Origin of the sequence: Rhodococcus sp. OK302 (assembly GCF_002245895.1) — a bacterium.
Lineage (GTDB): Bacteria > Actinomycetota > Actinomycetes > Mycobacteriales > Mycobacteriaceae > Rhodococcus_F.
This window is the reverse complement of record NZ_NPJZ01000001.1, coordinates 3,866,956-3,893,478: the sequence shown is the minus strand read 5'-3', so window position 1 is coordinate 3,893,478 and position 26,523 is coordinate 3,866,956. Positions and strand designations below refer to the sequence as shown.

Sequence of the window (26,523 nt, the reverse complement as noted above, 5' to 3'; positions counted from 1 at the left end):
AGAACACCGACAAGGTGTTTCTGACCGCCCCACTTCTGTTTTCAGGATTCGTTGCGTGCCTTCGGGAAACGCGTCTGGTTGGCGACCCATCCGGCCATCTTCTTGAAGTGACCGTCCACCGGAGTGACGATGCTGGTGAGTTCACGCTCCCACTCGGCAACAGTGACAGTGTCGAAGGACGCGACGACGGCATTTGCCGTGGCAAGGTCCTCGACTACCTGGTCGCCCAGGCTGCCGTCGGCACCCACGAGTGTGATGCGAACGCCGGCTAGGCCGACAGGCTGAATGACGGCGCTGGCGGAGCCACCGTGCTCAGCAACGAATTTGGTGATTGCCTTGACCGTGGACTTCGGAAGTTCCGGCGCAGCAGCGGACGGTGTGGCGTCCGACTTCTCGGTATCGGTGCTCATAGCTCGACAATACTGGGCAGTAGAACAGCTGCAACATGAGGCATCGACCCAACCGGTGTAGAACAGAAAACATGCAAGCCATCTACGTTTCAGAAACCGGCGGACCAGACGTTCTCACTGTGTCCGAACAACCCGACCCCACACCCGGCGCCAACGATCTGCTCGTTCGCACCGAAGCAATCGGCATCAATTTCATCGACACCTATTTCCGGATGGGCATGTATCCGAGAAATCTCCCCTACATTCCGGGCGACGAGGGCTCTGGCGTCGTCGAAGCAGTGGGCACAGATGTGACGGAATTCTCCGTCGGCGACAGGGTTGCGTGGGCGGCAGCCACCGGAAGTTACGCCGAAAAGGTGGTTGTCTCGGCCGCTGTCGCCGTGAAAGTTCCCGATGGTGTTCCGGCCCCGGTTGCCGCGTCGGCACTCCTACAAGGAATGACTGCGCACTACCTCGCGAAGTCGACGTACCCGATTCAAGCGGGCGACACCATCCTCGTTCATGCCGGTGCCGGCGGAGTGGGTTTGATCCTCACCCAGATGGCAGTAGCCCTCGGCGCACGGGTCATCACGACGGTGTCTTCGGATGCAAAAGAACAACTCTCACGCGATGCCGGGGCGTCGGAAGTTCTGCGGTACGACGACGACATCGCGGCCCGCGTACGTGAGCTGACGGGCGGTGATGGAGTGGCTGTAGCCTACGACGGAGTGGGCGCCACGACGTTCGATGCCAGCCTGGCGTCGGTGCGAATTCGCGGAACGGTAGCGCTTTTCGGCGCTGCCAGTGGCGCTGTTCCGCCGCTCGATCCGCAGCGGCTCAATGCGTCGGGATCACTCTTCCTGACGCGTCCGACGTTGGCTCATTACATCCGGACCCGTGAGGAAATGCTGTGGCGAGCCGGTGAAGTGTTCGACGCCATTGCAGCGGGAACTTTGAATATTCGCGTCGGAGCCGAGTATCGGTTGGCAGACGCTGCCCAGGCTCATCGCGATCTGGAAAGCCGAGCGACTACGGGATCGATCGTGCTGATCCCGTAGTCGATTCAGATGCTGCAGGCGATCAGCTGAACATGTTGCCGATCGTCTGCAGCCCGAGTACGGAGTCGATGGCCAGGCCGACGAACAGCACGGACAAGTAGTTGTTGGACTGCAGGAACAGCTTCAACGGCTTGACCTCGGCGCCGCCGCGAACGCTGCGGTACAACTGGTGCCCCATGAGCAGGAACCAGGCACCGGCAAGCAGAGCAACGATGGCGTAAACCAGGCCGGCAGCGGGAACCAAGAGGAAGCTGGTGATAACCATTGCCCAGCTGTAGAACAGGATTTGCTTGGTGACGTGCTCTTCGGTCGCGATGACGGGGAGCATGGGAACGCCGGCAGCCTTGTAGTCCTCTTTGTAACGCATGGCGAGGGCCCAGGTGTGCGGAGGCGTCCAGAAGAAGATGATCAGGAACAGAACAATGGGTTCCCAGCTGATCGAACCGGTGACAGCGGCCCAGCCGACCATGACGGGCATACAACCCGCAGCGCCACCCCAGATGACGTTCTGCCAGGTACGACGCTTGAGAACCATCGTGTAGATCAGCACGTAGAACGCGATGGTGATGACGATAAGCACGGCCGCCAGCAGGTTCGCGCGCCACCACAGCCACAGGAACGACGCCAGTCCGAGAACCAAACCGAAGATGAGCGCATTGCGCGTCGGGACGGCTTCTCGTGCCAGTGGACGCTTGGCGGTGCGCTTCATCACCTTGTCGATGTCTGCGTCGACGACGCAGTTGAGGGAGTTGGCGCTTGCGGCGCCCATCCATCCACCGAACAGGGTGCTCAGCACCAGCCAGAGGTCGACATTTCCGCGGTCTGCCATGAGCATCGCCGGAATTGTTGCTACCAACAGCAATTCGATGACTCGCGGCTTCGTGAGCGCGATGTACGCCAGAACCTTGCCCAATGCGCGACCTAGAACCGAGTTCTGATTGGTCGCCCGTGGGGCTGCTCCGGGGCTGCCGAAGCCATGTCCGCTCGGCTGCTGCCCTGTCCGCACGTTCTCTCCTTGCACCACGCGTTACCGCACTATCTCTTCACGACACACTGCTGACACTTCTGATGGACTATCGGTTTTTCTACTACGCACGATGGTAGACCGCGGCCTTCGTGGAACCGAATCGACCCGGACAGCTGGGACCATTAGGCTAGGTGACGCAGTGGAGGGACACCCCACCCCTCGCAATCCACGTACACAATGTCAGGAGACATCTGCCAGTGTCGATCACAGACGAGATCCACGTCCTCACGCAACCAGTCCATCCTTCGGACTGGACCGACCTGGACACCAAGGCTGTCGATACCGCCCGCGTGCTCGCCGCTGACGCGGTTCAGAAGGTCGGCAACGGCCATCCCGGAACCGCAATGAGCTTGGCGCCGTTGGCTTACACCCTGTTTCAGCGCGTCATGCGCCACGACCCGTCGGATGCAGAGTGGGTCGGGCGCGACCGCTTCATCCTCTCCTGCGGCCACTCGTCTCTGACGCTGTACACGCAGCTCTACCTGTCGGGCTACGGCCTCGAACTGGCGGACCTCGAAGCTCTCCGTACGTGGGGCGCCCTCACTCCGGGCCACCCGGAGTTCGGTCACACCGTCGGCGTCGAGATGACGACGGGTCCTCTCGGCCAGGGCCTCGCGTCCGCTGTGGGCATGGCGATGGCTTCACGCCGCGAGCGTGGACTGTTCGATCCGGAGACCCCGGTCGGAGCCTCGCCTTTCGACCATCACATCTACGTGATCGCGTCGGACGGTGACATCGAAGAAGGTGTCACGTCTGAAGCGTCGTCGCTGGCGGGTGTCCAGGAACTGGGCAACCTGATCGTCTTCTACGACGACAACAAGATCTCCATCGAGCACGACACCGCCATCGCTCTCGGCGAAGATGTCGGCAAGCGCTACGAGGCATACGGCTGGCACGTTCAGCATGTCGAGGGCGGCGAGAACGTCTCCGGCATTCTCGACGCAGTTGCCGCGGCCAAGGCCGTCGTCGATCGTCCGTCGATCATTTTGCTGCGCACCATCATCGGTTTCCCGGCACCGAAGAAGATGAACACCGGTGACGTTCACGGTTCCGCTCTGGGTGCTGAGGAAGTTGCGGCAGTCAAGGAAGCTCTCGGCTTCGATCCGTCCAAGTCGTTCGACGTCGACGCCGACGCTCTGGCTCATGCCCGTGAGGTTGTCGCCCGCGGCGCCGACGCACACAAGAGCTGGCAGGTCGAGTTCGACGCCTGGGCAGCGCGTGAGTCCGAGGCCAAGGCCCTCTTCGATCGTCTCCACGCCGGCGAGTTCCCGGCGGGCTGGGCTGACGCTCTCCCGACGTACGAGCCCGACGCCAAGGGTGTTGCCACCCGTAAGGCTTCCGGATCCGCGCTCAACGCGCTGGGCCCGATCCTGCCTGAGCTGTGGGGCGGTTCCGCTGACCTCGCGGGCAGCAACAACACCACCATCAAGGGCGCCGATTCGTTCGGCCCGTACTCCATCTCCACCAACGACTGGAACGCGAAGCCTTACGGCCGCACGCTCCACTTCGGTATCCGTGAGCATGCGATGGGCTCGATCCTCAACGGCATCGCACTCCACGGCCCGACCCGCCCGTACGGCGGAACGTTCATGGTGTTCTCCGATTACATGCGTCCGGCCGTTCGCCTGGCTGCATTGATGAAGACGCCGGTCACGTACGTCTGGACCCACGACTCCATCGGCCTGGGCGAAGACGGCCCGACGCATCAGCCGATCGAGCACCTCGCTGCTCTGCGCGCTATCCCGAACCTGTCCGTGGTGCGTCCGGGTGACGCCAACGAGACTTCGTTCGCCTGGCAGGCAGCTCTCGAGCACAAGACCGGCCCGACGGCTCTGGCACTCACCCGCCAGGACGTCCCCGTTCTCGAAGGCACCCGGGAAAAGGCAGCCGCCGGCGTCAAGCGTGGCGCCTACGTGCTGGCCGATGCCGCCAACGGTGCACCCGAGGTCATCTTGCTGGCCACCGGTTCCGAGCTGCACCTCGCGACCGAGGCTCGTGAGACCCTCGAAGCTCTGGGCGTCGCCACTCGCGTCGTTTCTGTTCCTTGCCTCGATTGGTTCCTCGAGCAGGATCAGGCGTACCGCGACGAGGTCATTCCGCCTGCCGTCCGCGCACGCGTGTCCGTCGAAGCCGGCATCGCGATGCCGTGGTGGCGCATTCTCGGCGACGCCGGCCAGGCCGTCTCGATCGAGCACTACGGCGCTTCTGCCGATTACAAGACCTTGTACCGGGAGTTCGGCATCACTGCCGACGCGACTGTCGCGGCCGCGCAGCGCTCCCTCGCAGCTGTGAAGGGATGATCTCGATGACACAGAATGTGAACACCGAAAAGCTCTCCGCTGCAGGCGTTTCCATCTGGCTGGATGATCTTTCGCGAGATCGCATCCAGTCCGGAAACCTGCAGAACCTCATCGACACCAAGTCGATCGTTGGCGTCACGACCAACCCGTCGATCTTCCAGGCTGCTCTCTCCAAGGGCTCGGATTACGACGCGCAGGTTCGTGAACTCGCCCAGAGCGGCGCCGATGTCGACGCCACGATTACGGCAGTCACCACCGACGACGTCCGCGCAGCGTGCGACATCCTGGCACCGCAGTTCGAGGCCTCCAATGGTGTCGACGGTCGTGTGTCCATCGAGGTCGATCCTCGTCTGGCACACGACACCGATGCCACTGTCGCGCAGGCAATCGAACTGCACAAGATCGTGGATCGCCCGAACGTTCTCATCAAGATCCCCGCGACGCTGGCCGGCATTCCCGCCATCGCCAAGGTGATCGGTGAGGGCATCAGCGTCAACGTCACCTTGATCTTCTCGGTCGAGCGTTACGAAGCCGTCATGGGCGCGTACCTCGACGGTCTGGAGACGGCCAAGGCTGCCGGCCGCGACATCTCGTCCATCGAGTCCGTCGCGTCGTTCTTCGTCTCCCGCGTGGATTCCGAGATCGACAACCGCCTGAACGCCATCGGCACGCCGGACGCTCTCGAGCTTCGCGGCAAGGCTGCTCTGGCCAACGCCCGTCTGGCGTACAACGCGTACCAGCAGGTTTTCGAGGTCGCGCCGCGATTCCAGGCTCTCCTCGCTGACGGTGCCAAGGCGCAGCGTCCCCTGTGGGCGTCCACCGGCGTCAAGAACACCGCCTACCCGGACACGCTCTACGTCACGGAACTGGTTGCACCCAACACGGTCAACACCATGCCGGAAAAGACGCTCGACGCGCTCGCCGACCACGGCGACGTCACGGGCGACACCATCTCCGGCACGGCTGCAGCTTCTCAGGCGATCTTCGATCAGCTTGTAGCCGTCGGCATCGATCTCACGGACGTGTTCAACGTTCTCGAGACCGAGGGCGTCGACAAGTTCGAGGTTTCCTGGAACGAACTGCTCGAGGCCACGGCCGAGCAGCTCCGCGTAGCAACCCAGAAGAGCTGAGCCGGTGAGCGATTCCGCGGCGGCAGCAGATTGGGTCAATCCCCTCAGGGACAGTACGGACAAACGTCTTCCGCATATCGCCGGGCCTTGCGCCCTGGTGATTTTCGGGGTCACCGGCGACTTGGCCAGACGCAAGCTCATGCCGGCAATCTACGACCTTGCCAACAGAGGACTGCTGCCGCCCGGATTCGCTCTGGTCGGGTTCGCCCGGCGTGACTGGACTGACGAAGACTTCGCCCAGGTAGTCCTGGACGCAGTCAAGGACGGTGCACGCACCAAGTTCCGTCAAAGCGTGTGGGAGCGTCTGGCCGACGGCATCCGTTTCGTCAAGGGCAACTTCGACGACGCCGAAGGTTTCACGAACCTGGCCAACACGTTGGCGACGCTCGATACCGAGCGTGGCATCGGCGGCAATCACGGTTTCTACCTGGCGATTCCGCCGGACGACTTCCCTCAGGTTCTCGAGCAGTTGTCGGCATCCGGGCTCGCCCAAGCCGAGGAGGGTCAGTGGCGACGCGTCGTCATCGAGAAACCGTTCGGTCACGATCTCGAAAGTGCTCGTGAGCTGAACGCGGTCGTCAACAAGGTGTTCCCCGAGGACACGGTCTTCCGTATCGACCACTACCTCGGCAAGGAAACGGTTCAGAACATCCTGGCTCTGCGTTTCGCTAACCAGTTGTTCGATCCGATCTGGAACGCGCACTACGTCGACCACGTGCAGATCACCATGGCCGAGGACATCGGTCTCGGTGGCCGCGCGGGTTACTACGACGGCATCGGCGCTGCTCGCGACGTCATCCAGAACCACCTGCTTCAGCTGTTGGCGTTCACTGCAATGGAAGAGCCGATCAGTTTCGAGCCGCTCAACCTTCAGGCCGAGAAGATCAAGGTCCTCTCAGCCACCCGTCTCGCCGAGCCACTCGACGAGACCACGGCCCGCGGTCAGTACGCGGGCGGCTGGCAGGGAGGTCTGCCCGTCATCGGACTCCTCGAGGAGGACGGATTCGCAGCCGATTCCACTACGGAGACGTTTGCGGCCATTACCCTCGAAGTGGATACGCGCCGTTGGGCCGGTGTTCCGTTCTACCTGCGCACCGGCAAGCGGTTGGGTCGTCGTGTCACGGAGATCGCGGTCGTGTTCAAGCGTGCGCCGCACCTTCCGTTCGACAAGACCATGACCGAGGACCTCGGTCAGAACGCACTGGTCATCCGTGTGCAGCCTGACGAGGGCGTCACCATGCGGTTCGGTTCCAAGGTTCCGGGATCGAGCATGGAAGTCCGTGACGTCAACATGGACTTCTCGTACGGTCAGGCCTTCACCGAGTCGTCGCCGGAGGCGTACGAGCGTCTCATCCTCGATGTTCTGCTCGGTGAGCCGTCACTGTTCCCGGTGAACGCCGAAGTCGAATTGTCTTGGGAGATCCTCGATCCCGTCCTCGAACACTGGGCAGCCGGCGGCAAGCCGGAACCCTACGAGGCCGGCACGTGGGGACCACCCTCAGCCGACGAGATGATGAACCGCACCGGACGCGAATGGAGACGACCCTAGTGATTCTCGATTTGCCGTCCACCACAACGGTTCAGGTCAGCAAGAAACTGGTCGAGCTGCGTAAGACCGGCGGCGCCGTCACGTTGGGTCGCGTGTTAACGCTTGTCGTCTGCACCCGCGACACCGGCAACGCCGAAGCCGCAATCGAAGCCGCAAACGAAGCAAGCCGCGAGCACCCGTGCCGCGTCATCGTGCTTCTGCGCGGAGACGAGCAGAGTGAACCTCGCCTCGACGCACAGATTCGAGTCGGCGGCGACGCCGGTGCGTCGGAAGTAGTGGTGTTGCGTCTCTACGGTCCCCTCGCGGATCACGAGAGCAGCGTTGTCATCCCGTTCCTGCTCCCCGACACACCGGTCGTCGCGTGGTGGCCGCTCGAGGCTCCCGAGATTCCGGCCAAGGATCCGGTGGGCAAGCTTGCGATCCGTCGTATCACCGACGCCACCGGCGCACCCGATCCCACCGCCACCATCAAGGCTCGACTCGCGTCGTACACCGCGGGTGATACCGACCTGGCGTGGAGTCGCGTGACGTACTGGCGTGCACTTCTGGCGTCGGCGCTCGATCAGCCGCCGCACGAGAAGATCGTCTCGGCAGTGGTCTCCGGCCTGAAAACCGAACCGGCACTGGATATCTTGGCCGGCTGGTTGGCTGCCAAGATCGACGGTCCGGTGTACCGCCGCACGGGCGAACTGTGTGTCGAGATGAAGCTCGAAACGCGCAGCATCTCCATCAGCAGGCCGCAGGAAGGCACCACGGCAACCCTGATCCGGACGGGGCAGCCGGATGCGCTTGTCTCGTTGGGTCGCCGCGAAACCCGCGACTGCCTGGCTGAGGAATTGCGCCGACTCGATCCCGACGAAATCTACGAAGAGGCCTTGGCCGGTTTGGAGAAGGTTACCTATGAGTGATGTTGTCGTAGAGAAGTTTTCGGACGCAGGACAGCTCGTCGATGCTGCCGCAGAACGCCTGGTGGCAACGATCGTCGACGCCCAGAAGGCTCGAGGCTTCGCTTCTATCGTCCTGACCGGCGGCGGCACCGGCATCGCATTGCTCGAGAAGTTGCGCAAAGCGCCCGGCGACATCGACTGGGCGCAGATCGACCTGTACTGGGGCGACGAGCGTTTCCTTCCCGCCGGCGATCCCGAACGTAATGAAGTTCAGGCGCGGGAAGCACTCCTCGATCACGTTCCGGTCGATCCGGAACGTGTGCATCCGATGGCAGCATCAGACGGAATCTACGAGGGCGATCCGCAGGGCGCAGCAACGGCATACGAGCAATTGCTGGGCGCGCAGGCACACGGAAATCAGGTTCCGACGTTCGATGTCCACCTCCTCGGGATGGGCGGTGAAGGGCACATCAACTCACTGTTCCCCGATACCGACGCCGTTCGCGAAGAATCTCGATTTGTTGTCGCGGTCACGGACTCCCCCAAGCCCCCGCCGGTTCGCATCACCCTGACGTTGCCTGCGCTCCAGCGCGCAAAAGAGGTGTGGCTGCTGGTCTCGGGCGCTGCAAAAGCCGAGGCTGTTGCAGCCGCTGTCGGCGGCGCCGCAGCTGTGGACTGGCCCTGCGCCGGTGCCACCGGCTTGGTTGCCACTCGCTGGTTCCTCGATTCGGACGCTGCATCACAGTTGTCCTGATCTTCGATTCACACCGACTGGGAGTCGTCCTCGGGCGACTCCCAGATCGGCGGAACGTCCGCGGCGCGGCAAATTTCAGCCGATCGTAATGCCGCGAGTCTCCCCGAGTTTCGCTGCGACACAACCGAACTCATCGTCGAGACACCATTTCTCCAGTGGGCACTCTGCCCACGCAACGATTCATGTTCCCCCCGGTCCACGTTCTTTCAGTAGTCATAAACTTTGACGCGCCGTCGGCCCATTCGGTTCCTCGAACCGTACGAGGCCTTGAAACGAATCGGCTACTGCGAGAAGAATCGACCAATGACGTGGACACCGAATGCAGATGCCCTGCGCGGGCGAGTAGCAGTTGTAGCCGGAGCAACCCGAGGCGCCGGGCGCGGAATTGCCGCAGCCTTGGGGGAAGCCGGGGCAACAGTAATCTGTACCGGCCGGAGTAGTTCCACGGGCATACTTCAGTCCGACTACCCACGTAGCGAAACCATCGAAGAGACTGCGACGCTGGTCGACGAGGTGGGCGGCATCGGAATACCGATTGCTGTCGACCACCTCAAGAGCACTCAGGTGGCGCACCTGGCGGAACGATTACGCGCCGACTTCGGCCACATCGACATTCTGGTCAATGACATCTGGGGTGCTGAACTACTCAAGGGCGGCCCCGAAGAGTGGAACACCCCCGTCTGGGAGCACGATCTGGACCGAGGATTTCAGATCCTGCGCCTGGCCCTGGACACGCACATCATCACGTCGCACCATCTCTTGCCTCTGATGATCGACCGACCAGGCGGCCTGGTGGTCGAAATGACCGACGGCACTACCGAATACAACGCGTCAAACTATCGAATATCCGTGTTCTACGACTTGGCAAAAGTGTCGGTGAACCGACTCGCGTACTCGCAGGGTCACGAACTCGCGCCATTCGGTTGCACCGCAGTAGCTCTCACGCCCGGATGGTTGAGGTCGGAAATGATGCTCGACAATTTCGTTGTCACAGAATCGGATTGGCGAAAGGCACTCGATCCGGAGCGCGAAGGACCCACTGCTCCCCCAGATTTTGCGCGGTCGGAATCCCCGCGGTTTGTGGGCCGAGCGGTCGCAGCCCTCGCCGCAGATCCAGAACGCGCTCGATGGAACCAGCGCTCGGCCAGTTCCGGCGAACTAGGCGTCGAATACGGTTTCACCGATGTCGACGGCACACGGCCCGATTTCTGGCGAACCGCCTGACACCGCTGGAACGCCGGTCAGTACACCGAGTGCGTGATGGTCATGGAGTAGTTGTCCGGTGCCACATCGGCGGGAACTGCGACCCCCACCTCGGATGTCCAGCGTGCATCGGGGCAACTCTGTGTGGACGTCGCCACGGTCGCGGCCTGCGCTGTCAACGGCATGGTTCCATTCGAGGAACTGCATGCGGTGTCGGACGCACGATAATAGGAATCTGGGCCGGGCGTGAAACTGCCACCACCGCTGCCGTACGCGTCCGTGGTCTTGACATCGACATTCCACCCCGTGGACAGGGGCCGGTTGTCCGCAACCTGGACCGTCATCTGTCCGCTCACGACGCCGCCCGGCTTCGGTGCCGCATTCAACACCAGCGGACCCGTCGACACTGTGAGTCCGCCAGTGCCCTCGTGCTTGTCGACGCCTTGGACCGGTGTCGCGCTCGTGGTCGGCGACACAGTGGTCGTGGGGCCTTCGTCGGCGCTTGTGGTGAGCTCATCGGAATCGGGTGTCGGCACGCGAGTGCGTGTGGCCTTCGGCGTTGTTGTCGCCGACGTTGTACTGGGGGTTGCAGTTTCCGGCTCCGATTCGATCGGAGTGGACGTCGCAGAGCTGGTCGACGGCGTTGGCTCGGCCACCACCGCTGGTGCACTGGCAAGTACCAGTGCCCCAGCGGCGGCGAGGCCGGCCAAAAATGAAACGGAACGGCGTGCGGAGTGGGAATGCTTCACGGCAGCTCCGCCCCAGGCGAACTGTCGCTGTGGTCAGACTGGTTTCCGGCCGCCGCGCGGCGGCGACGGATCAAGAGGTATGCGGCGGCGAGGATCACTGCAAGTACAACGAGGACGCTGCCGATAATTGCGCCCCACGACATCGAGCTGGATTCGCTGACGGAATCACCAATCCCCTTGTCCGGGAACGTAATTTTTACTGATGAATCATGCTTGTTGAAGCCGCTCTCGAGTTTCACAACTCCCTGCCAAGGCCCGGCAGGGAGCGAGGCACTGTTCGGCAAAGCAAAGACAACCTCGCCGCCGTCACCGGGCACGATTGTTGTCGTCTTCGCGCTCACAGTGTTTGCCGTGAGCCCACCCGGCCCGTCAGTGAGGTCCAGCGTGCCGGACACATCGATTGCCCGCCCACCGGTGTTTTCGACGTTCGCAACCACCGTTGCGTTGCCGTCGGCATCACGCTGTGGGGTGAGACTGGCGATCGCAAAATCTGATGGCGGGCCGTTCCCTTCACCGACAGACAGGTAAACCCGGACTCCGACTCGGGAGACAACCTGGACTTGATCACCAGTTGCGGACGCCGGCTGGGTAGACGCCCAAATCACGCCGAACTGTTCCACCTCCGGAGCGTCGGCGGGCACAGCGATGGTGACCGTGACGTCTTCGGACTGACCGTCATCGAGTTGCAGTTCCGACTTGTCGAGGGCAATCCAGGAGGTCAACGCCGTATCCACGCCGCGATTCTCCGGAGTGAAAGCACTGTCGACGATCTTGGCAGACCCGGCGTACACGTCCAGGGTGGTCGGCGCCCCGGTGTTGTTGGTGACACGAACTTGATGCGTGATCGTCTTGCCAGGAGGCACATTGTCGGTGATGTAGATATTCGCGCGCGGGTCGTCTTTGAGACTGGTAGCCACGTCGAGAAGGGAAATCGTGACCGAGCCCGATGACGTACCGCTACCGTCGCCCTGACCTGGGTCAGCAAGCGCCACGGCGGGAGCGCCGACGATCAGCACGGCGGCGGCTATCAGAGCGAGTAGTGCACGCATACATCACCTTCCATAGCTGTTCGGGGCGCCACGATCGGCGCCCCGAACAGTTGATTCTGACCGTCGCTGACTATTACTGCGACGGCAAGTAAGACAGTCCTGAAACTAGACCGCGGACAGCGTCAGCGTGGCCTTGTACTGCCCCAGCGCGACGGACGTCGGAATTTCGACGGACAGAGCATCTACATTCGGCACCGTCGCCGCTTCCAACCAAGCTCCCGGAATACGGTTCGAGCGCGTGATGACAACCGTGGGGGTGTTCTTGAGCTGAGTACTCACGACGGGAGCAGATCCTCCGCCGATCAGCCCGAGCACGCTGTTCGGCGTATAGGTCGCGTTGGTGGCCGGGATCTTCATGGCTGGATTCGACACATTGGCGAAGTCTTCAAGTGCGAGAGAAGCGTTCCAACCAGTCGCGCCACCGCGGGAGTCTCCGATACCGAACAGGGTCAGGCTACCCTTCGCCGTGGTACCGAGCGATTGAAGCGCGAGGGTGCTCACCGGTCCGCCGATGGTCACCGAGAGGCCGCCACCTGCTGCCGCTGTCACGGTGAAGTCGACAACCTGGGTGTCAGTAGCAGCATTCGCGACGGCGCCCGGGATCAGCAAGCCGGCGGTGGCGGCAATGGCCGCCGCGGCGATGAGAGTCTTACGCATGTTTCCTCTTCTCTTAGGCGATTCCGGAGAACTCCGGAGGCCTGATGTGGAGCGCTCGGGTCGCCATGATCTTCATCTTCGCGCCCCTACGGCCGACCCGAGCGGCCATGTGCGGGCAACTAGTACTTACTAATTTTCACAACGAAACGAATCGCGCGACGTCGTGGGAAAGCCCGGCGTCAAGTCGGAGTTACGAACCAAATCCCAGCGACCCCAGCGACCCGGATCCGAGCGATCCGAGCGATCCTGTCGCCGGCGAGGCCGCATTCGGGAATGTGATGGGCTTTTTGAGCTCATGGGTGAAATACCCATTCTTCAAGCGGGTATCTGCCGTCCACGGACCGTTGGGCAGCGTTGCACTGTTCGGGATCACGAACACCACAGTTCCGCGCGCCCCCGCGGCGAGGGTGGTCGGCTGAGCCGGCACCGCGTCAAGCCATTGGCCGCCCGGTCCGCCGGTCAGATGCAGCGTGCCGGTCATGTCTACGGAATGGTTACCGGTATTGGTCACCGAAGCGACCACCTCGGCAGTGCCATCCGACTGACGCTGCGGAATGAGGTCGGTGACCAGGAAATCTGCCGCCGGTCCGTTTGTGCCTCCCACCGTCACGTCCATGCGCACGCCCACCCGAGAATTGCCGATTGCCGCCCAGATCGACCCGTACAAAGTTGCAGACGGAGCTGTGGACGGAACCTTGATGGTGACCGTCACGTCCTTCGCGGCGCCGTTCCCCAGGGAGACAGTGGGCTTGTCAACGCTGGTCCAGGTGGAGAGCGCGTTTGTCTCTCCCGCGTTTTCCACGTTGAACTTTCCGTTGTCCATAGTGGCGGGACCGGCGTACACGGAAATATCCTGGGCTGCACCGGTGTTGTTAGTAACCCGCACCTGCCGGGTGACCGTATCTCCCGGGTTGGGCGTCGCAACGATATACGGCTGTCCGGGCGCATCGATCAAACCGATGCTAAACGTGTTCGCAATGCCGGCAGTTGGCTGCACCGGCAGCGCAACGGCCACAGCGGGCGCACCAACAGCGAGTAGAGCAGCAGTGACCAGCGTGAGCAGGGTCCGCATGTAGGGCCTTTCAAGAGTTCCGACAATTGCCAGATTGAGGCCCAATGACCTTTTTGCCCGACGCTGCTAGACAATAACTGCATTTTGGACATCCGTCCATCTTTTGGTGCAACTCGCTTGAAATGCCTGCAAATCGCCAACATCGGTCGTCCTGATTCGACCCGCCTGCGCAGACTTCGAGCCATTTCATCGCCACTCCCCCGAGCCTGGCTACCACTGTCGCGATTCTCGAGCGCCAACTACGCCCCGGCGCCTGTCCGCCTGTTCTCTTGGCCGTAGCGACGCGAGTTTCGGTGGCATTGCCACTGACTTCACCTTGTCGCGAGTCGCGGTCGAGCGCACGATCTTTCTCAAAGTTGCTGCATCCCTGACGGTTACACCACAATGCACGACACAGTGGCGATAGTCGTCGCATCGGAGGCGAATACTGGCGACGGCACCGTCACCCACACTGCCGAAGTCCCTCATCGAGCGAATCTCGAGACATCGCAGCTACCGAACGGTCACTCGGTGGCGGTAACCGGTGGATTTGTTCTAGGCTCCGCTGCCCGGATTCCGGCGTCCGGACCGAACCGCCTACGCGAGGTCGCCGAGAATTCGCAGGATGTCACCGACGCTGGACGCGCCGCAGGATCCGAGAATCATTGCTACGCAAGCAGATCATTGCCGAGAATTGGCCGGAAATAGTGAAAATTTGCAGAGAATTGCATGAAATCAATAGTTGCCCGAAGCCGTTCCTTCATCCCCCGGTCTAGCCTGGGCTGAGCACGATGAGGTTATGCGCTACATCACAACCCAGGAGCAGCCCCATGGCATACGACAAAGCTCTCGCAGAACGCATCCGCGACGCTCTCGAGCACGAGACCGGCGTCAGTGAGGTCAAGATGTTCGGTGGCCTGAGTTTCATGGTCGACGGACAGTTGGCGGTCAGCGCAAATTCACACGGAAACCTCATGGTCCGATGCGAACCGGACCGCGTCGACGAACTGCTGACGCACAAAGGTGCACAGTGGGCCGAAATGCGGGGTAAGCCGATGAGCAAAGGTTGGCTGGAAGTTGATCGAACCGGCACAAGTTCCGGTATCGAGTTCGAAGGTTGGATCCAAGAAGCACTGAATTTCGCTCGCTGACACCATCCACTCGACAAAACAATAATCGCGGGTTCCGAGTACGTGAATGTCGATGCAGCTCAGCGGATATTGCCAATACGATCACAACGAGCTGGGTTGACTTTAAACTCCGAAATACGCTCGAGAGAAGCTCGACCGCGGCGTAAGAAATGGATGGTCCACCGAGTGACGTACTCACCGAATCGACCGTATGAGCAGTATGCCGTCAGAATTCCGCGGGAATCCCCTTCGACCATGCCCAGCAATTTTCGGCCGAATCTGATCGTTTCGATTTGGGCATGCACGGGCATCATTTTCGGAAGCGTCGGGCCGTGGATGACGAACCACACGTCGAACCGGACCGGTATTGACGAATGTGGCTCGATCACCCTCGTGCTCGGCATCTGTGCGGGAATTGCTCTGCTCACGCACCTTTTCCGCGGCATCACTCCTGAAGTGAAGAATCACTGGGTAGGTCCCTTGGCTGGGGTTGCGGTATTGATCGTCACCGGGGCCAACGCCGCGACCATCCTTCAACGGGGAATCGACATTGCCGGGATCGCCGTCCTCACGTCAATTGGATGGGGCTTGTGGCTGGTAGGCGCCTCGGCGATCGTTCTCTGCATTTCGGCATCGACGGTTGCGCAACTCATCCGAGCGCAGGCAACCAACTAGCAGATCAGCAGCAGGCCGAGCCTGTGGGAGCATGTGCATCATCTTCGGTGGTGACGCAGCACGCGGTACCTGAAGCAACGATGTCGAGATGTGCTGGACTGGAACCGAAGGTCTCGGAGTCAGCCAGGACCGTGTAAACCTCCCATTTTTCCCCTGCCGGTCCTGTGACCCACACCTTGTCCTGCGTCGCGAAGCAGCAGGTCGTGCCAATTTCCTCGTCGGTGAACAGGCCTTCATCCGTCAGCCGGGCGATCTCGCTGTGCACAGTTTCGCTGGATTCCACCTCGACGCCGAGATGGTTAATGGTCCCGCCCGTTCCGGGGTTCTCGAGGAGGACGAGTTTGAGCGGCGGCTCGGCGATCGCGAAGTTCGCGTAGCCCGGCTTCAGTTTCGTAGGCTGGGTGTTGAAGAGCTTCGAGTAGAACGTGACGGCCTGATCAAGGTCGTCGACATTGAGGGCAAGTTGTACGCGGGACATGAAAACCTCCACCTGTGTGACATATGTCGAATTACCTCACAATCATGCGCCACCTCTTTGACGTATGTCAAGAAGGTGGCGCATGATGGACGCATGCCCAAGGCCCTGCCCGTCATCGACACCACCGCGCCGATCTGCTGCTCCCCCGTCGCGGCCGGCCCGATCTCCGATGACGCCGCACTACAGGTGGCCGTGCGACTCAAGGCGCTCGCAGACCCGATACGCATCAAGCTGATGTCAATATTGCTGACACACTCCGACGGCGAGGTGTGCACCTGCGACCTCGCCGAGAGTGTCGGCCTGAGCGAATCGACAGTCAGTCACCATTTGGGTCAGCTGAAAAAGGCCGGCATGGTCTTCGCCGAGCGACGGGGAATGAACGTCTACTACCGAGCGCGTCCCGACGCCCTGGAAGCACTCCGCCTCGTTCTGGATCCCAACTGCTGCAACTGATTCGGAACATTAACTGCGAACCTACTTTCGGCACCTTTCTGCATTCACATCGCGCCTCCTCAATCCTCGATTCACACGGATGCACGCGACAACTGCCACAAGTACCGGAATGAAGATTCCGCTTAACGTGCTAATCTCCGTGAAGCGGAATCTCAATTCCGCTTCTAGGGGAAGGACCAGTGCACTGAACGAGTCGCCGCCACAAAAGTATGCAGCCGTTCCCTACCAGCTGATCTATCTGGTACTCGCGCTTGCGATTACGGCCTATTCGTTGTTGCAGTCACTGGTCGCACCGGTGCTGCCACTGCTACAGCAAGACCTACACACCGATCGAAATACCGTGACCTGGATCCTGACGGCGTACCTCCTCGCCGCAGCCGTCGCCACCCCCATCCTCGGTCGCATCGGTGACATGATCGGCAAGAAAAAGGTGCTGACCGCAGTACTGATCATCGCCTGTATCGGTTCCATTCTGGGAGCATTGGCATCATCGATCACCCTCATGATCGTGGCCCGAGCAATTCAAGGAATCGCAGGCGGCGTCATCCCCTTGGCGTTCGGAATCATTCGCGACGAACTCCCACGAGACAAAGTCACCGGAGCGGTGGGCGTCATTTCTGCGTTGATCGGCGTCGGAGGCGGCCTGGGCCTGGTTCTGGGCGGCCCGATCGTCGATACACTCAACGCGCACTGGCTGTTCTGGATTCCCGCTATCACCATCGGTGTCGCCGCAATCGCGACACACCTGATCATTCCCGAGTCTCCCGTACGAACTCCCGGACGCGTGAGTTGGATTGCAGCCGTTCTGCTTTCGTCCTGGTTAATTGCATTGCTCGTCGCAATCAGTGAGGCTCCCAAGTGGGGTTGGGCGTCGAGTCCAGTTCTCGGCCTGCTCGTGCTGGCCGCAATTCTGGCCGTGCTCTGGATGAAGAATGAATTACGCAGTGCCAGTCCGTTGATCGACATGGCAATGATGCGGATCCCCGCCGTGTGGACGACCAACCTGGCGGCCTTGCTGATCGGCATCGCAATGTATTCGATATTCGCATTCGTACCGGCCTTCCTCCAAGGAACACCCGAAGCCGGCTACGGGTTCAATTCATCGATCACCGAATCCGGCTTGATCGTGTTGCCACTGTCCATGGCATTCCTTCTCGCAGGAATCGGTTCCGGTCCCCTCTCGCATCGTGTCGGAGCGAAGGCAGTACTGGTCGCCGGTTCTGGAGCTGCAACTGTGTCGCTGTTGATCCTGGCGTTCGCACACTCGGAGATTTGGCAGGTTGTGCTGTCGATGCTGCTGATGGGCACCGGTTTCGGCCTCGCCTTCTCCTCGATGTCAGGCATCATCGTGCATGCAGTTCCCTCACATCAGACGGGGTCGGCCAGCGGCACTAACGCCAACATTCGCACAATCGGTGGAGCGATAGGTTCAGCAATGATGGCCAGCGTCGTAACCGCGCACCTACTACCGGACGGACTTCCCGCTGAATCCGGTTACACCACAGGGTTTGCCGTCCTGGCCGTCGCCAGCGCACTCGGCGGCGCCGCGGCACTACTCATTCCGAACAAGCACACGCCCATCGTGATTCCGAACGACGCGCAACTCGCGCACGCGACGAGCACCGCTACTATTTCGAACTGACATGGCGACACAGAAGACTCCGAGCGACAAACCGCTCCGCAGCGATAAACCGCTCCGCAGGGACGCGGCAGAAAACCGTCGACGAATCCTGGACGCCGCGGCTCAGGTGTTCTTCGCATCCGGCCTCGACGCAGCTGTTGAAGAAGTTGCCCGCGTTGCCGGGGTCGGCGTCGGCACGTTGTATCGACGGTTCCCCAGCAAGCAGGCTCTGATCGATGAATTGGTCGGCGAGATGAGGCTGGTTTTGGCTGCTGCGGCTCGCGAGGCGACAGGTCGCGAGGACGGGTCGGGCCTCGAAGCTCTGGTGCTCGAGACCGGCAAACTCCATTCAGTGCAGTGGGCGTGCCTGCCCCAGTTATGGGATCACTCGAATGCAGAACCGGATGCCCTCGAAGAGTTTCGCACCCGCACCGCCGAGCTTCTCGCTAGCGCCCAGCAGTGTGGCCGCATCCGAAGCGATGTAACTCCCACCGACATCAGCATGTTGTTCTGGGCATTGCGAGGGATCAGTGAAACATCGCATTCCGTTGCACCCGAAGCCTGGCGGCGTCACCTGGAGATCGTGTTCGCCGGAATGCGGCCGGTGGTCGAAGGTCCCTTCGCGACACCATTGCAGGTGAAGGCTCTCTCTGCCTCACAGGTACGCAAGATCAACCGGTAGGCGTCAGCTGATGTGATCCTGAAGGATTTCGCTCGGTGAGCGAACAATAGCCTTCAGAATCACGAAAGGGCCTGCGCCCGGTGCAATACCGGATTCAGGCCCTTTTCGAATGTGTTCCTAGACAGCGCTGCCCAGGCTCGCTGAGTCGAAGCTGCCGAGCCCGGTGCTACCGAGACCGCTGCTGCCGACGCCGCCCATAGCGAGTGCGTTACTGCTGCCCGCACTGAAGAGCTGGACAATTATGTTGATGACAACGGGGTCGCCGGTGAGCGGAATTGTGGGCACAGGGTGACCTGCTTTCTGTTTCGCGATTAATGTGGAACGGCGGTAATTGTCAAGATCCGCCGAGACTGCTGAATTGAACACTTCCGGCGCTGCCGAATGACACGACTGAGCCGTTGCCAAAGCCGAGCGCCCGGGAAAGAGAGCCAAAGTCGATGGCCAGGCTTCCCTGGAGGTATGGAGTGCCGTTGTTCACGTTGATTCCTGTCTGCGCCGCGGCGTTGTGATACGAGCGGGTGAAGCGATCAGGGTGCGGGCGGTGTGGTGGTGCCGCCACCGCCGAAGAGATCCGAATTATCGGTGTACAGGAAGCTGCTGCCCGCGTTGAACACCTGCAAGACAGTGTTCATAACGACGGCCAATGCGCCTGTGGTTGGTGAGGAAATCATAAGTTTGCTCCTGGTCTCAGCGGGGGCCGTGGTACGGCCACCCCCCAAGTTGGGGGGCTGGAGCGGGGTCCCGTGCGAAGAATTCTGCACAGGACCCCGCGAGCAGTACTTAAGCTACGCCGCCACCGTCTACCGAGGCGGTGTTGCTGCTGCCAGCATTAAATACCTGAAAGATGGTGTTGAGGAAGGCGCCGAGGAGTGCGTTTGACTGGCCGTTGTTCATGTAGATCCCCTTTATTGTTACCGGTTTGCGCGGTGATTCGCACCACACTTTTATAGCCCGTTTCCGGGCGGGAAAGTGGGGCAGAAGCACCAAAAGTGGATAGTTACTAGTGAGTTATGTGAGGTTTCACAATTTCGCTGGACGAATGTCCATATCGGTGCTGGCAAACGACAGCGAGATCATTGCAGCCCGCAGTTTGAGCAGCTCAGAGGGCAGAGTCGGGTCCAATCCGGTCAGGTGGGCGATGCGCTTGATGCGGTTGTCAACGGTGTTTGTGTGCAGTCCCAGCGCGGACGCAGTGCGCTGCCTGTGCTGATCGTTCGCCAGGTGCACCGAAAGTGTCTGCAGCAGCTCCGGGTTGCTGTCGAGCGGCTTGAGTAGGTTGATCAGGCTGTCACGGCCTGGTCCGTTCCGAGTCAGCTGATACTCCAGCGCAAGGTCCTCCATCCGGTACGGACGGGCCGGAAGCCTCAGGCGCCGGACGAGGTGCGCCAACTCGCGGGTGGTGACCTCGGCGGCTGCGATGTCCTCTAGAGCCGCGTTCTCGCCGATAGCCGTGATCTCCACCCCGATCTCGTCCTTCGCCTGACGGATCACCGCACACACCGATCCCCAATTGGGCGTTCCCTCGATGAGCACCAGACCACGTTGCGGCGCGGGAGCCTCCAGCAGAGTCGCCCCGAAGTGGGCGGCGATCTTGGCTTGTACCGCCGCCAGACCGCGGTAGGCCTGTAGTCGGTGGTGCGCGCCGTCCTTGGCCCCCGGCCGAGGCCGCGGCAAACTCACAAGAAGCCGCAGTACGAGATAGCTGGGTGTGAGCTCGATACCCATCTGCAACGCGAGCTGAGTTGGATCATTTCCTTCCAGCATCGCCTTGACGAGAGCGCCCGCCGAGTACTCCTCGAGCTCCACACCGGTGGGCATCGCAGCCAGGTAGCTAACCGACACGAACGAGTGAAGGCGCTGCGCGAGTGCGAACAGGAGTTGATTGAGCTCCTTGAGATTCGCGGAATCCTCGGCCTCCGCCCGGCTGAGGATGAGGTTGCGGAAAGCGGTAACGCCCTCGTCCGTCAGGGCGAGAATGGCACTGAGCGGGACCCCTTTGCGTGCCTGCCGGACGGTAAGAGTGTGAATGCTGTCCAGGTCGTCGTCGGTCGGTAGTTTCTTGTGGTCCATGAGCCGGATCGCCAGTTGTAGACCCTGCGCGGTCACCGCTACCAGGTCCTCCTGCACGGATTCCATGTGGAAGGACTTGAACTTCGGATTCTCGCGGGAGAAGTGATTTACAAGTTGGGCCGCCAGCGGGGCGAAGTCGCGAACAGCTGTGGAGGCGGGTTTACCCCCCAGCATGAGCGGCCCCGGGGTGTTCGGCAGCGCAGAGGTGTTCAGCAGCGCAGGGGTGTTCAGCAGCGCAGGGGTGTTCAGCAGAGCAGGGGACATTGCGGGCGGGCCTCCTCTAGACAGGTACGTCGCGTGGCTCGGTGGCCAGCGGCTCGGCGCGTTACGGAGTGCGGAACCCGCTGCGATGAACGAATTTGTTGACCCATTCGCCGCTAACGTCCGCCGTGCCCGATTGCGCCAGGCGTTGTGATGTCTACCACATGAACGAATGTCCAACTGTGAAATGGACCAATGAGTAATCGAACGAACTATCCCGCCGGATCCAGGTGGAGTAGCGGTGAAATTACCCGGTGGATCGACAAAGCTGTCCGTCGTATCGGAGTCCCTCTGCGCCGGCAATCGTTGGCGGGATGAACACCCGACCGCCCACCTACCCGCTGTTTCGCAGCGCCGTCGCCAAACCGTTCATCGTCAACTGAATACCGCGCCGGACCTGGTCACCCTCATCACCAGATCGGTAGCGTCTGATCAACTCCACCTGCAGGTGATTGAGCGGTTCCAGATACGGGAAGCGGTTGTGAACCGAACGTTCGAGACCAGAATTGTCGGCAAACAGGTCGTCGTACCCAGTAATCGACTTGTACATACGAATGGTGCGCTCGTGCTCCTCGGTGATCATTCCGAAAACCCGTTCACGCAGTTCGACGTCGGGAACCAACTCGGCGTATCGAGCAGCTAGTCCCAGATCGGATTTCGACATCACCATCGCCATGTTGGACAGCACAGTGCGGAAGAACGGCCACTGCTCGTACAAACGAGTGAGCGTCGCCAGGCGATTCGGATCGCCGTCGATCCATCGTTCGAAAGCCGCACCCGTGCCGTACCAGCCGGGGAGCATGACGCGTGACTGGCTCCAGGACAGCACCCACGGAATCGCACGCAGGTCGGAGATCGCCTTGGTCTGCTTACGTGAAGCCGGCCGGCTTCCGATATTGAGGGCGCCGATTTCGGCGACCGGCGTCGACGCCTCGAAGTACTGAACAAATCCCGGTGTGTCGTGGACTAATTCGCTGTACGCGGTACGAGCCAAGGCCGCCAGTTCGTCGAGGACCGCATAGGCGGCGTCCGCGTCGCTGCCGAGTCCTTCGACATCAAGCAGGGTTGATTCGAGAGTGGCAGCGATCAGCGTTTCGAGGTTGCGATGCGCCAATCGAGGTTCCGCGTACTTGGCTGCAATCACCTCGCCCTGCTCGGTAATGCGCAGCGAACCGGCAACAGCCCCGGGAGGCTGAGCGAGAATCGCCTCGTAGCTTGGTCCACCGCCGCGGCCGACGGTTCCACCGCGGCCGTGGAAGAGGCGCAACCGGATTCCACTCTTCCGGGCGGCCTCGACCAAATCGAGTTCAGCGCGGTACAACGCCCAATTGGCAGCGAGATATCCGCCGTCCTTGTTCGAGTCGGAATATCCGAGCATCACTTCCTGACTCTCACCCCGTGACGTGACGATGGCTCGGTAGATGGGAATATCGAGCGTGGCCAACAAAGTCGCGGCGCCGCCTTGCAAGTCCTCGATCGTCTCGAACAGCGGAACGATGCCGATGGGACAGGACGGGGCGCCTCCGACGCCGGGGTCGAGCACGCCCACCTCTTTGAGCAGGACCGCAGCCTCGAGCATGTCGCTGACGGAGGTGCACATGCTGATGATGTAGTTGGGAACCGCGCCGGCTCCCAGAACTCTCACCGCGTTGGCGCCGGCAGCCATGATCGCCAATTCCTTGGTGGTCAGTTCAGAGAACTCCGCGTCCGGAGAAGTGAGCGGTCGTCTCGTGGTGAGCTCGGTGGACAGAAGTTCCACACGCTCCGGTTCAGAGAGCGACGTGTAGTCCGGATGAACCCCCGACCACGCGAGCAGTTCCGCTACGACACTTTCGTGAACGTCGGAGTTCTGACGCATATCCAATCCGGAGAGGTGAAACCCGAACACCTCCACGGCTTCTCGTAGACGTTCGAGTCGATCATCGGCGATGGTCGCATCACCGTTGCGGCGCAGCGACGTATCGATGATCGAAAGGTCGCGTTGCAGTTGCGCAGGTTCGGTGTACGCGTCGAGTCCGTCGTCGGACCCATGGTCCGGCAACTCCCCCAGCACGGAAATGCCGGTGGCGCTGAGCCGTCCCCGGATACCACGAATTGCACGGCGGTAGGGCTCATCAGCGCGGAAGGCAGAATCGTCACCCGACTTCGAGGCAAGGAGATCCAGTTCCGGTGTCACCGAAACCAACCGAGCCGACATCGACAGTTCACGTTCGAGATGCTCGAGTTCAGCCAGGTGGTGCTCGATCGCGGTGGCCGCAGCCCGAGTGGTAGCGCGGTGAACAATCTCGCCCGTCACATACGGATTACCGTCGCGGTCGCCGCCGATCCAGGAACCGGGACGCAGTATCGGTTCACGCAACAGATCTGCGTCGGGCCAGCGACCTCGAAGTGCTTTGCGCACTTCGGCATTGATCTTGGGAATGACCTCGAACAGTGCCGCGTCGTAGTAGCGCAAGCCCACTTCGATTTCATCCTGAATACGCAGGCGTGAGAGGCGAATCAGCGCGGTTTGCCACAGTGTGAGGATCTGGCGACGCAAATCCAGATCAACGTCCGCGGTTTCGTCGACGCTCAGGGCAGTGCGTTCACGAAACCGCATCAGCTCCGTAATGCGGGACTGGGTCTCGAACACCGTCCGGCGCCTGGTCTCCGTCGGATGAGCAGTGATGACTGGCGACACCAGCGCCCCTCGCAAGGCGTTCTCGACGGTCGCCGAATCGATATCTGCACCGTCGAGCTTTGTGTAGGTGGCGGCAAGAGTGCTGTCACGCGGAGGTTCACCGGCGTTGATATGAATAGCGCGGCGACGCTCACGGTGGATGTCCTCGGCGAGATTGGCGAGCAACGCGAAGTGGCTGAACGCTCGAATGACCGGGATTGCATCATCGGTGCTGATTCCTGCGAACAGCGATACCAATTCTGCGCGGTCAATTTCGCTACGACGAACCCGGAACGATTCCACCCGGGCACGCTCGACAAGATCGAAGACGGCATCACCGGCTTGTTCCCGAACAATTTTCCCCAGAATTCCCCCGAGAAGCCGAATGTCCTCGCGCAGTGGCTCAGTGGCTTCACGTGGTGTTTCACGCGGATGGTCTGGGCGCTGGGCGGAAAATTCGGTCATTGTTCAATTATCGGCCGAAACACAGAACCCCGCTCGATGGCGGGGTTCTGCGGCAAAAACGTGATGCGGAAAAGAGATCAGGCGAACTTGATCTCCAGGCCGATTCCGATGATCGAAATGAGCCAGATCAGGGCGGTGAAGACCGTCAACCGATCAAGGTTCTTCTCGACAACAGTCGATCCGGACAGGCTGGATTGGACACCGCCACCGAACAGGCTCGACAAACCGCCACCCTTAGCGCGATGCAGCAGCACCAGCAGAATAAGGAGCAAGCTGGTGACGACCAGCAGGATATCCAAGAACAGTTTCATGTCTGTCTACGTCCACCAATCCAATAGGGACAACTACAACCGATAACACCATACAGGCGCACGCAGCTAACCCGACCACATACCCGTCTCGGGCATGTTTCCACACTGTGAGCGCACCCACGTCACGTTCGAAAATCTCGTTCGGTGGTACCGAACACATCGCGAAGCTTATCGCCCGCTAGTTTCGAGTTGACGCGATATTACCTCCGAAAGGCTTGTTTTGATGCTCCCCAACACCACCACCCCGACGGCAACCGCGAGCGGCAACAGCACCCCTCGCCTCGAATCCATCCACAACTTCCGTGACGTCGCCGGACATGGGTATTCGACAGAGACCGGAAGCACCATGCGGCGTGGCGTTTTCTACCGGGCCAACGTCATCACACCGACGCCGGCGGACCTGGCTGTCGTCGAGTCACTGGGATTGACCGCAATCTACGACGTACGCTCCGAAGCGGAGGTCACCGAAACCCCGGATACCGTGCCGTCCGCCGCAACCTACACCAATATTCCGATCCTGCCGGGAACAATTCAAGACTCCGCGATGTCCATCCGAACCATCGATGCCGCACAGGATTTCATGCGGCTCCTTAATCGAAGTTTCATCACAGACAACGTCACCCGGGCAGGGTTCGGACAGTTATTGACCGCTCTCGCAACAACTCCGGGGCCTCAGCTCTTCCATTGCACGGCCGGGAAGGATCGCACCGGATGGGCGTCGGCACTGCTGCAAACGCTCGCCGGTGTGCCGCGCGAAACCATCTTCGACGACTACCTCCTGACCAACACCTACTCCGGCGCTTATGTCGAGGCAACGGCAGAACGCATCGCAAAGACAGCCGTGATGGGACGGGCAGATGTGGTTCGCGTCATGCTCACTGTCGACGAGAGCTACCTGGGCGCCGCATTCGAGCAGGTCGAAGCGGATTACTCGTCGATCGAGAATTACCTGCACTCCGGACTGGGGCTCACCGCCGACACCATCGAAGCCCTCGAGGCCAAGCTCATCGGCTGAGCATACAAAGACCGAGCATACAAACGACTGTGGGCGCGTAACCGAAATGGTTACGCGCCCACAGTCTTTGACAATCAGCTAGCTAGAGAATTCTCAGCTAGGCAGTGTCTCAGCTAGGCAGTGGCCCACCGGCTGCAATTGCAGACAGCGTGGCAAACTCGTCCGCCTTGAGCGAAGCACCGCCGACAAGAGCGCCGTCGACGTCGGCTTGGCCGACAATCTCTCCGACGTTCTTGGAGCTGACGCTACCGCCGTACAAGACGCGGACGCCGGCAGCGACCTCGGCGTCGGCAAGCTCGACGAGCGTTGCACGAACAGCCGCGCACACTTCCTGAGCGTCCGCAGCCGAAGCGACACGACCCGTGCCGATGGCCCAGACAGGCTCGTACGCGATGACGATCTTGGAGATCTCCTCCGCGCTCAAACCTGCCAAAGAACCCTTGAGCTGTTCCACGTTGTAAGCGACGTGATCGCCGGCTTCGCGGATCTCGAGGCCTTCACCGATGCACACGATCGGCGTGATGCCGTTCTTGAGCGCAGCCTTTGCCTTGGCGAGGACCAACTCGTTGGTCTCACCATGCAGGGTGCGGCGCTCCGAGTGCCCGACGACGACGTAAGTGCATCCGAGCTTGGCCAGCATGGAACCGCTGATCTCGCCGGTGAATGCGCCGCTGTCCTGCGCCGAGACATCCTGTGCTCCGTAGGTGAGCAGAAGCTTGTCACCGTCGACCAGCGTCTGGATGCTACGGATGTCGGTGAACGGCGGGATAACCGTCACGTCGACCTTGTCGAAATACTTTGCAGGCAAGGCAAAAGCGATCTTCTGCACCAGGGCGATAGCCTCGAGGTGATTCAGATTCATCTTCCAGTTGCCGGCGATCAACGGCTTACGTGCCATGT

The 26,523-nt window shown here is 61.1% G+C and carries 27 protein-coding genes; 14 read left to right on the top strand and 13 right to left on the bottom strand.

Annotated elements, in window-relative coordinates:
* Nucleotides 1–41 precede the first annotated feature (41 nt).
* A complete protein-coding gene (locus BDB13_RS17880) occupies nt 42–410 on the bottom strand; it encodes a hypothetical protein (protein ID WP_094272815.1) in 369 nt (122 codons plus the stop codon).
* A gap of 71 nt (nt 411–481) precedes the next feature.
* On the opposite strand from BDB13_RS17880, the gene BDB13_RS17875 reads away from it, so the two are divergent.
* On the top strand, nt 482–1,447 hold the full coding sequence (locus tag BDB13_RS17875; protein WP_094272814.1) for a quinone oxidoreductase family protein: 966 nt from the start codon (nt 482–484) through the stop codon (nt 1,445–1,447).
* A 22-nt stretch (nt 1,448–1,469) separates the two neighbouring features.
* Here the strand turns inward: BDB13_RS17875 and BDB13_RS17870 are convergent, their stop codons facing one another.
* Nucleotides 1,470–2,453 (bottom strand): heme o synthase, encoded by a 984-nt coding sequence (locus tag BDB13_RS17870; RefSeq protein WP_094274998.1) that lies wholly within the window; start codon nt 2,451–2,453, stop codon nt 1,470–1,472.
* Nucleotides 2,454–2,671: 218 nt separating this feature from the next.
* Here BDB13_RS17870 and tkt point away from each other — a divergent pair, with 218 nt between their 5' ends.
* The 6 genes from tkt to BDB13_RS17840 all read left to right on the top strand — a co-directional run bounded on the left by tkt (nt 2,672) and on the right by BDB13_RS17840 (nt 10,318).
* The gene (gene tkt / locus BDB13_RS17865) at nt 2,672–4,774 is read left to right on the top strand and encodes a transketolase (protein WP_094272813.1); all 2,103 of its coding nucleotides are present in this window, start codon (nt 2,672–2,674) and stop codon (nt 4,772–4,774) included.
* Between the two features lie 5 nt (nt 4,775–4,779).
* On the top strand, nt 4,780–5,904 hold the full coding sequence (gene tal / locus BDB13_RS17860; RefSeq protein ID WP_094274997.1) for a transaldolase: 1,125 nt from the start codon (nt 4,780–4,782) through the stop codon (nt 5,902–5,904).
* Between the two features lie 4 nt (nt 5,905–5,908).
* On the top strand, nt 5,909–7,453 hold the full coding sequence (gene zwf, locus BDB13_RS17855; RefSeq protein WP_094272812.1) for a glucose-6-phosphate dehydrogenase: 1,545 nt from the start codon (nt 5,909–5,911) through the stop codon (nt 7,451–7,453).
* Nucleotides 7,453–8,361 (top strand): glucose-6-phosphate dehydrogenase assembly protein OpcA, encoded by a 909-nt coding sequence (gene opcA / locus BDB13_RS17850; protein ID WP_094272811.1) that lies wholly within the window; start codon nt 7,453–7,455, stop codon nt 8,359–8,361. The genes zwf and opcA overlap by 1 nt, the downstream gene beginning before the upstream one ends.
* Nucleotides 8,354–9,094, top strand: a complete 741-nt coding sequence (pgl, locus tag BDB13_RS17845; protein WP_094272810.1) for a 6-phosphogluconolactonase — start codon at nt 8,354–8,356, stop codon at nt 9,092–9,094. Before opcA ends, pgl begins: the two co-directional genes overlap by 8 nt.
* Nucleotides 9,095–9,397: 303 nt before the next feature.
* Entirely contained in the window at nt 9,398–10,318 is a 921-nt protein-coding gene (locus BDB13_RS17840; protein WP_094272809.1) for an SDR family oxidoreductase, read from the top strand.
* 17 nt (nt 10,319–10,335) lie between these two features.
* On the opposite strand, the gene BDB13_RS17835 is transcribed toward BDB13_RS17840, so the two are convergent.
* The 4 genes from BDB13_RS17835 to BDB13_RS17820 form a co-directional block, all read right to left on the bottom strand.
* Nucleotides 10,336–11,046, bottom strand: a complete 711-nt coding sequence (locus BDB13_RS17835; RefSeq protein WP_094272808.1) for a hypothetical protein — start codon at nt 11,044–11,046, stop codon at nt 10,336–10,338.
* Nucleotides 11,043–12,095 (bottom strand): hypothetical protein, encoded by a 1,053-nt coding sequence (locus tag BDB13_RS17830; RefSeq protein WP_094272807.1) that lies wholly within the window; start codon nt 12,093–12,095, stop codon nt 11,043–11,045. The genes BDB13_RS17835 and BDB13_RS17830 overlap by 4 nt, the downstream gene beginning before the upstream one ends.
* A gap of 105 nt (nt 12,096–12,200) precedes the next feature.
* Nucleotides 12,201–12,752 carry a hypothetical protein gene (locus tag BDB13_RS17825; protein ID WP_094272806.1) on the bottom strand — a complete coding sequence of 184 codons (552 nt, stop codon included), beginning with the start codon at nt 12,750–12,752 and terminating at the stop codon, nt 12,201–12,203.
* 190 nt (nt 12,753–12,942) lie between these two features.
* The gene (locus BDB13_RS17820) at nt 12,943–13,824 is read right to left on the bottom strand and encodes a hypothetical protein (RefSeq protein WP_094272805.1); all 882 of its coding nucleotides are present in this window, start codon (nt 13,822–13,824) and stop codon (nt 12,943–12,945) included.
* A 384-nt stretch (nt 13,825–14,208) separates the two neighbouring features.
* On the opposite strand from BDB13_RS17820, the gene BDB13_RS17815 reads away from it, so the two are divergent.
* The 3 genes from BDB13_RS17815 (at nt 14,209) to BDB13_RS17805 (ending at nt 15,608) form a co-directional block, all read left to right on the top strand.
* Nucleotides 14,209–14,511 (top strand): hypothetical protein, encoded by a 303-nt coding sequence (locus BDB13_RS17815; protein ID WP_094272804.1) that lies wholly within the window; start codon nt 14,209–14,211, stop codon nt 14,509–14,511.
* Nucleotides 14,512–14,633: 122 nt separating this feature from the next.
* Nucleotides 14,634–14,954 (top strand): TfoX/Sxy family protein, encoded by a 321-nt coding sequence (locus BDB13_RS17810; RefSeq protein WP_094272803.1) that lies wholly within the window; start codon nt 14,634–14,636, stop codon nt 14,952–14,954.
* Nucleotides 14,955–15,188: 234 nt separating this feature from the next.
* Entirely contained in the window at nt 15,189–15,608 is a 420-nt protein-coding gene (locus BDB13_RS17805) for a hypothetical protein (RefSeq protein WP_254922858.1), read from the top strand.
* Between the two features lie 4 nt (nt 15,609–15,612).
* Here the strand turns inward: BDB13_RS17805 and BDB13_RS17800 are convergent, their stop codons facing one another.
* Nucleotides 15,613–16,086 carry an ArsI/CadI family heavy metal resistance metalloenzyme gene (locus tag BDB13_RS17800; RefSeq protein ID WP_094274996.1) on the bottom strand — a complete coding sequence of 158 codons (474 nt, stop codon included), beginning with the start codon at nt 16,084–16,086 and terminating at the stop codon, nt 15,613–15,615.
* Between the two features lie 93 nt (nt 16,087–16,179).
* Between BDB13_RS17800 and BDB13_RS17795 the strand changes: the two genes are divergently transcribed.
* The 3 genes from BDB13_RS17795 (at nt 16,180) to BDB13_RS17785 (ending at nt 18,842) form a co-directional block, all read left to right on the top strand.
* Nucleotides 16,180–16,539, top strand: a complete 360-nt coding sequence (locus BDB13_RS17795) for an Rv2640c family ArsR-like transcriptional regulator (RefSeq protein WP_094272801.1) — start codon at nt 16,180–16,182, stop codon at nt 16,537–16,539.
* 139 nt (nt 16,540–16,678) lie between these two features.
* Nucleotides 16,679–18,181, top strand: coding sequence for an MFS transporter (locus BDB13_RS17790; RefSeq protein WP_217902133.1), 1,503 nt, complete (start codon nt 16,679–16,681; stop codon nt 18,179–18,181).
* 1 nt (nt 18,182) lies between these two features.
* Nucleotides 18,183–18,842: a TetR/AcrR family transcriptional regulator gene (locus tag BDB13_RS17785; RefSeq protein WP_094272800.1), complete on the top strand. Its 660-nt coding sequence runs from the start codon at nt 18,183–18,185 to the stop codon at nt 18,840–18,842.
* A gap of 117 nt (nt 18,843–18,959) precedes the next feature.
* On the opposite strand, the gene BDB13_RS32135 is transcribed toward BDB13_RS17785, so the two are convergent.
* The 5 genes from BDB13_RS32135 to secG form a co-directional block, all read right to left on the bottom strand.
* Nucleotides 18,960–19,127, bottom strand: a complete 168-nt coding sequence (locus tag BDB13_RS32135) for a hypothetical protein (protein ID WP_169634475.1) — start codon at nt 19,125–19,127, stop codon at nt 18,960–18,962.
* 242 nt (nt 19,128–19,369) lie between these two features.
* A complete protein-coding gene (locus BDB13_RS32130) occupies nt 19,370–19,513 on the bottom strand; it encodes a hypothetical protein (RefSeq protein ID WP_169634476.1) in 144 nt (47 codons plus the stop codon).
* A gap of 349 nt (nt 19,514–19,862) precedes the next feature.
* On the bottom strand, nt 19,863–21,176 hold the full coding sequence (locus BDB13_RS17780) for a PucR family transcriptional regulator (protein ID WP_094272799.1): 1,314 nt from the start codon (nt 21,174–21,176) through the stop codon (nt 19,863–19,865).
* Nucleotides 21,177–21,507: 331 nt separating this feature from the next.
* Nucleotides 21,508–24,297, bottom strand: a complete 2,790-nt coding sequence (gene ppc, locus BDB13_RS17775; RefSeq protein ID WP_094272798.1) for a phosphoenolpyruvate carboxylase — start codon at nt 24,295–24,297, stop codon at nt 21,508–21,510.
* Between the two features lie 77 nt (nt 24,298–24,374).
* The gene (gene secG, locus BDB13_RS17770; protein ID WP_094272797.1) at nt 24,375–24,608 is read right to left on the bottom strand and encodes a preprotein translocase subunit SecG; all 234 of its coding nucleotides are present in this window, start codon (nt 24,606–24,608) and stop codon (nt 24,375–24,377) included.
* 223 nt (nt 24,609–24,831) lie between these two features.
* Between secG and BDB13_RS17765 the strand changes: the two genes are divergently transcribed.
* A complete protein-coding gene (locus tag BDB13_RS17765) occupies nt 24,832–25,623 on the top strand; it encodes a tyrosine-protein phosphatase (protein WP_094272796.1) in 792 nt (263 codons plus the stop codon).
* Between the two features lie 109 nt (nt 25,624–25,732).
* Here the strand turns inward: BDB13_RS17765 and tpiA are convergent, their stop codons facing one another.
* Entirely contained in the window at nt 25,733–26,521 is a 789-nt protein-coding gene (tpiA, locus tag BDB13_RS17760) for a triose-phosphate isomerase (RefSeq protein ID WP_094272795.1), read from the bottom strand.
* Nucleotides 26,522–26,523: the final 2 nt, after the last annotated feature.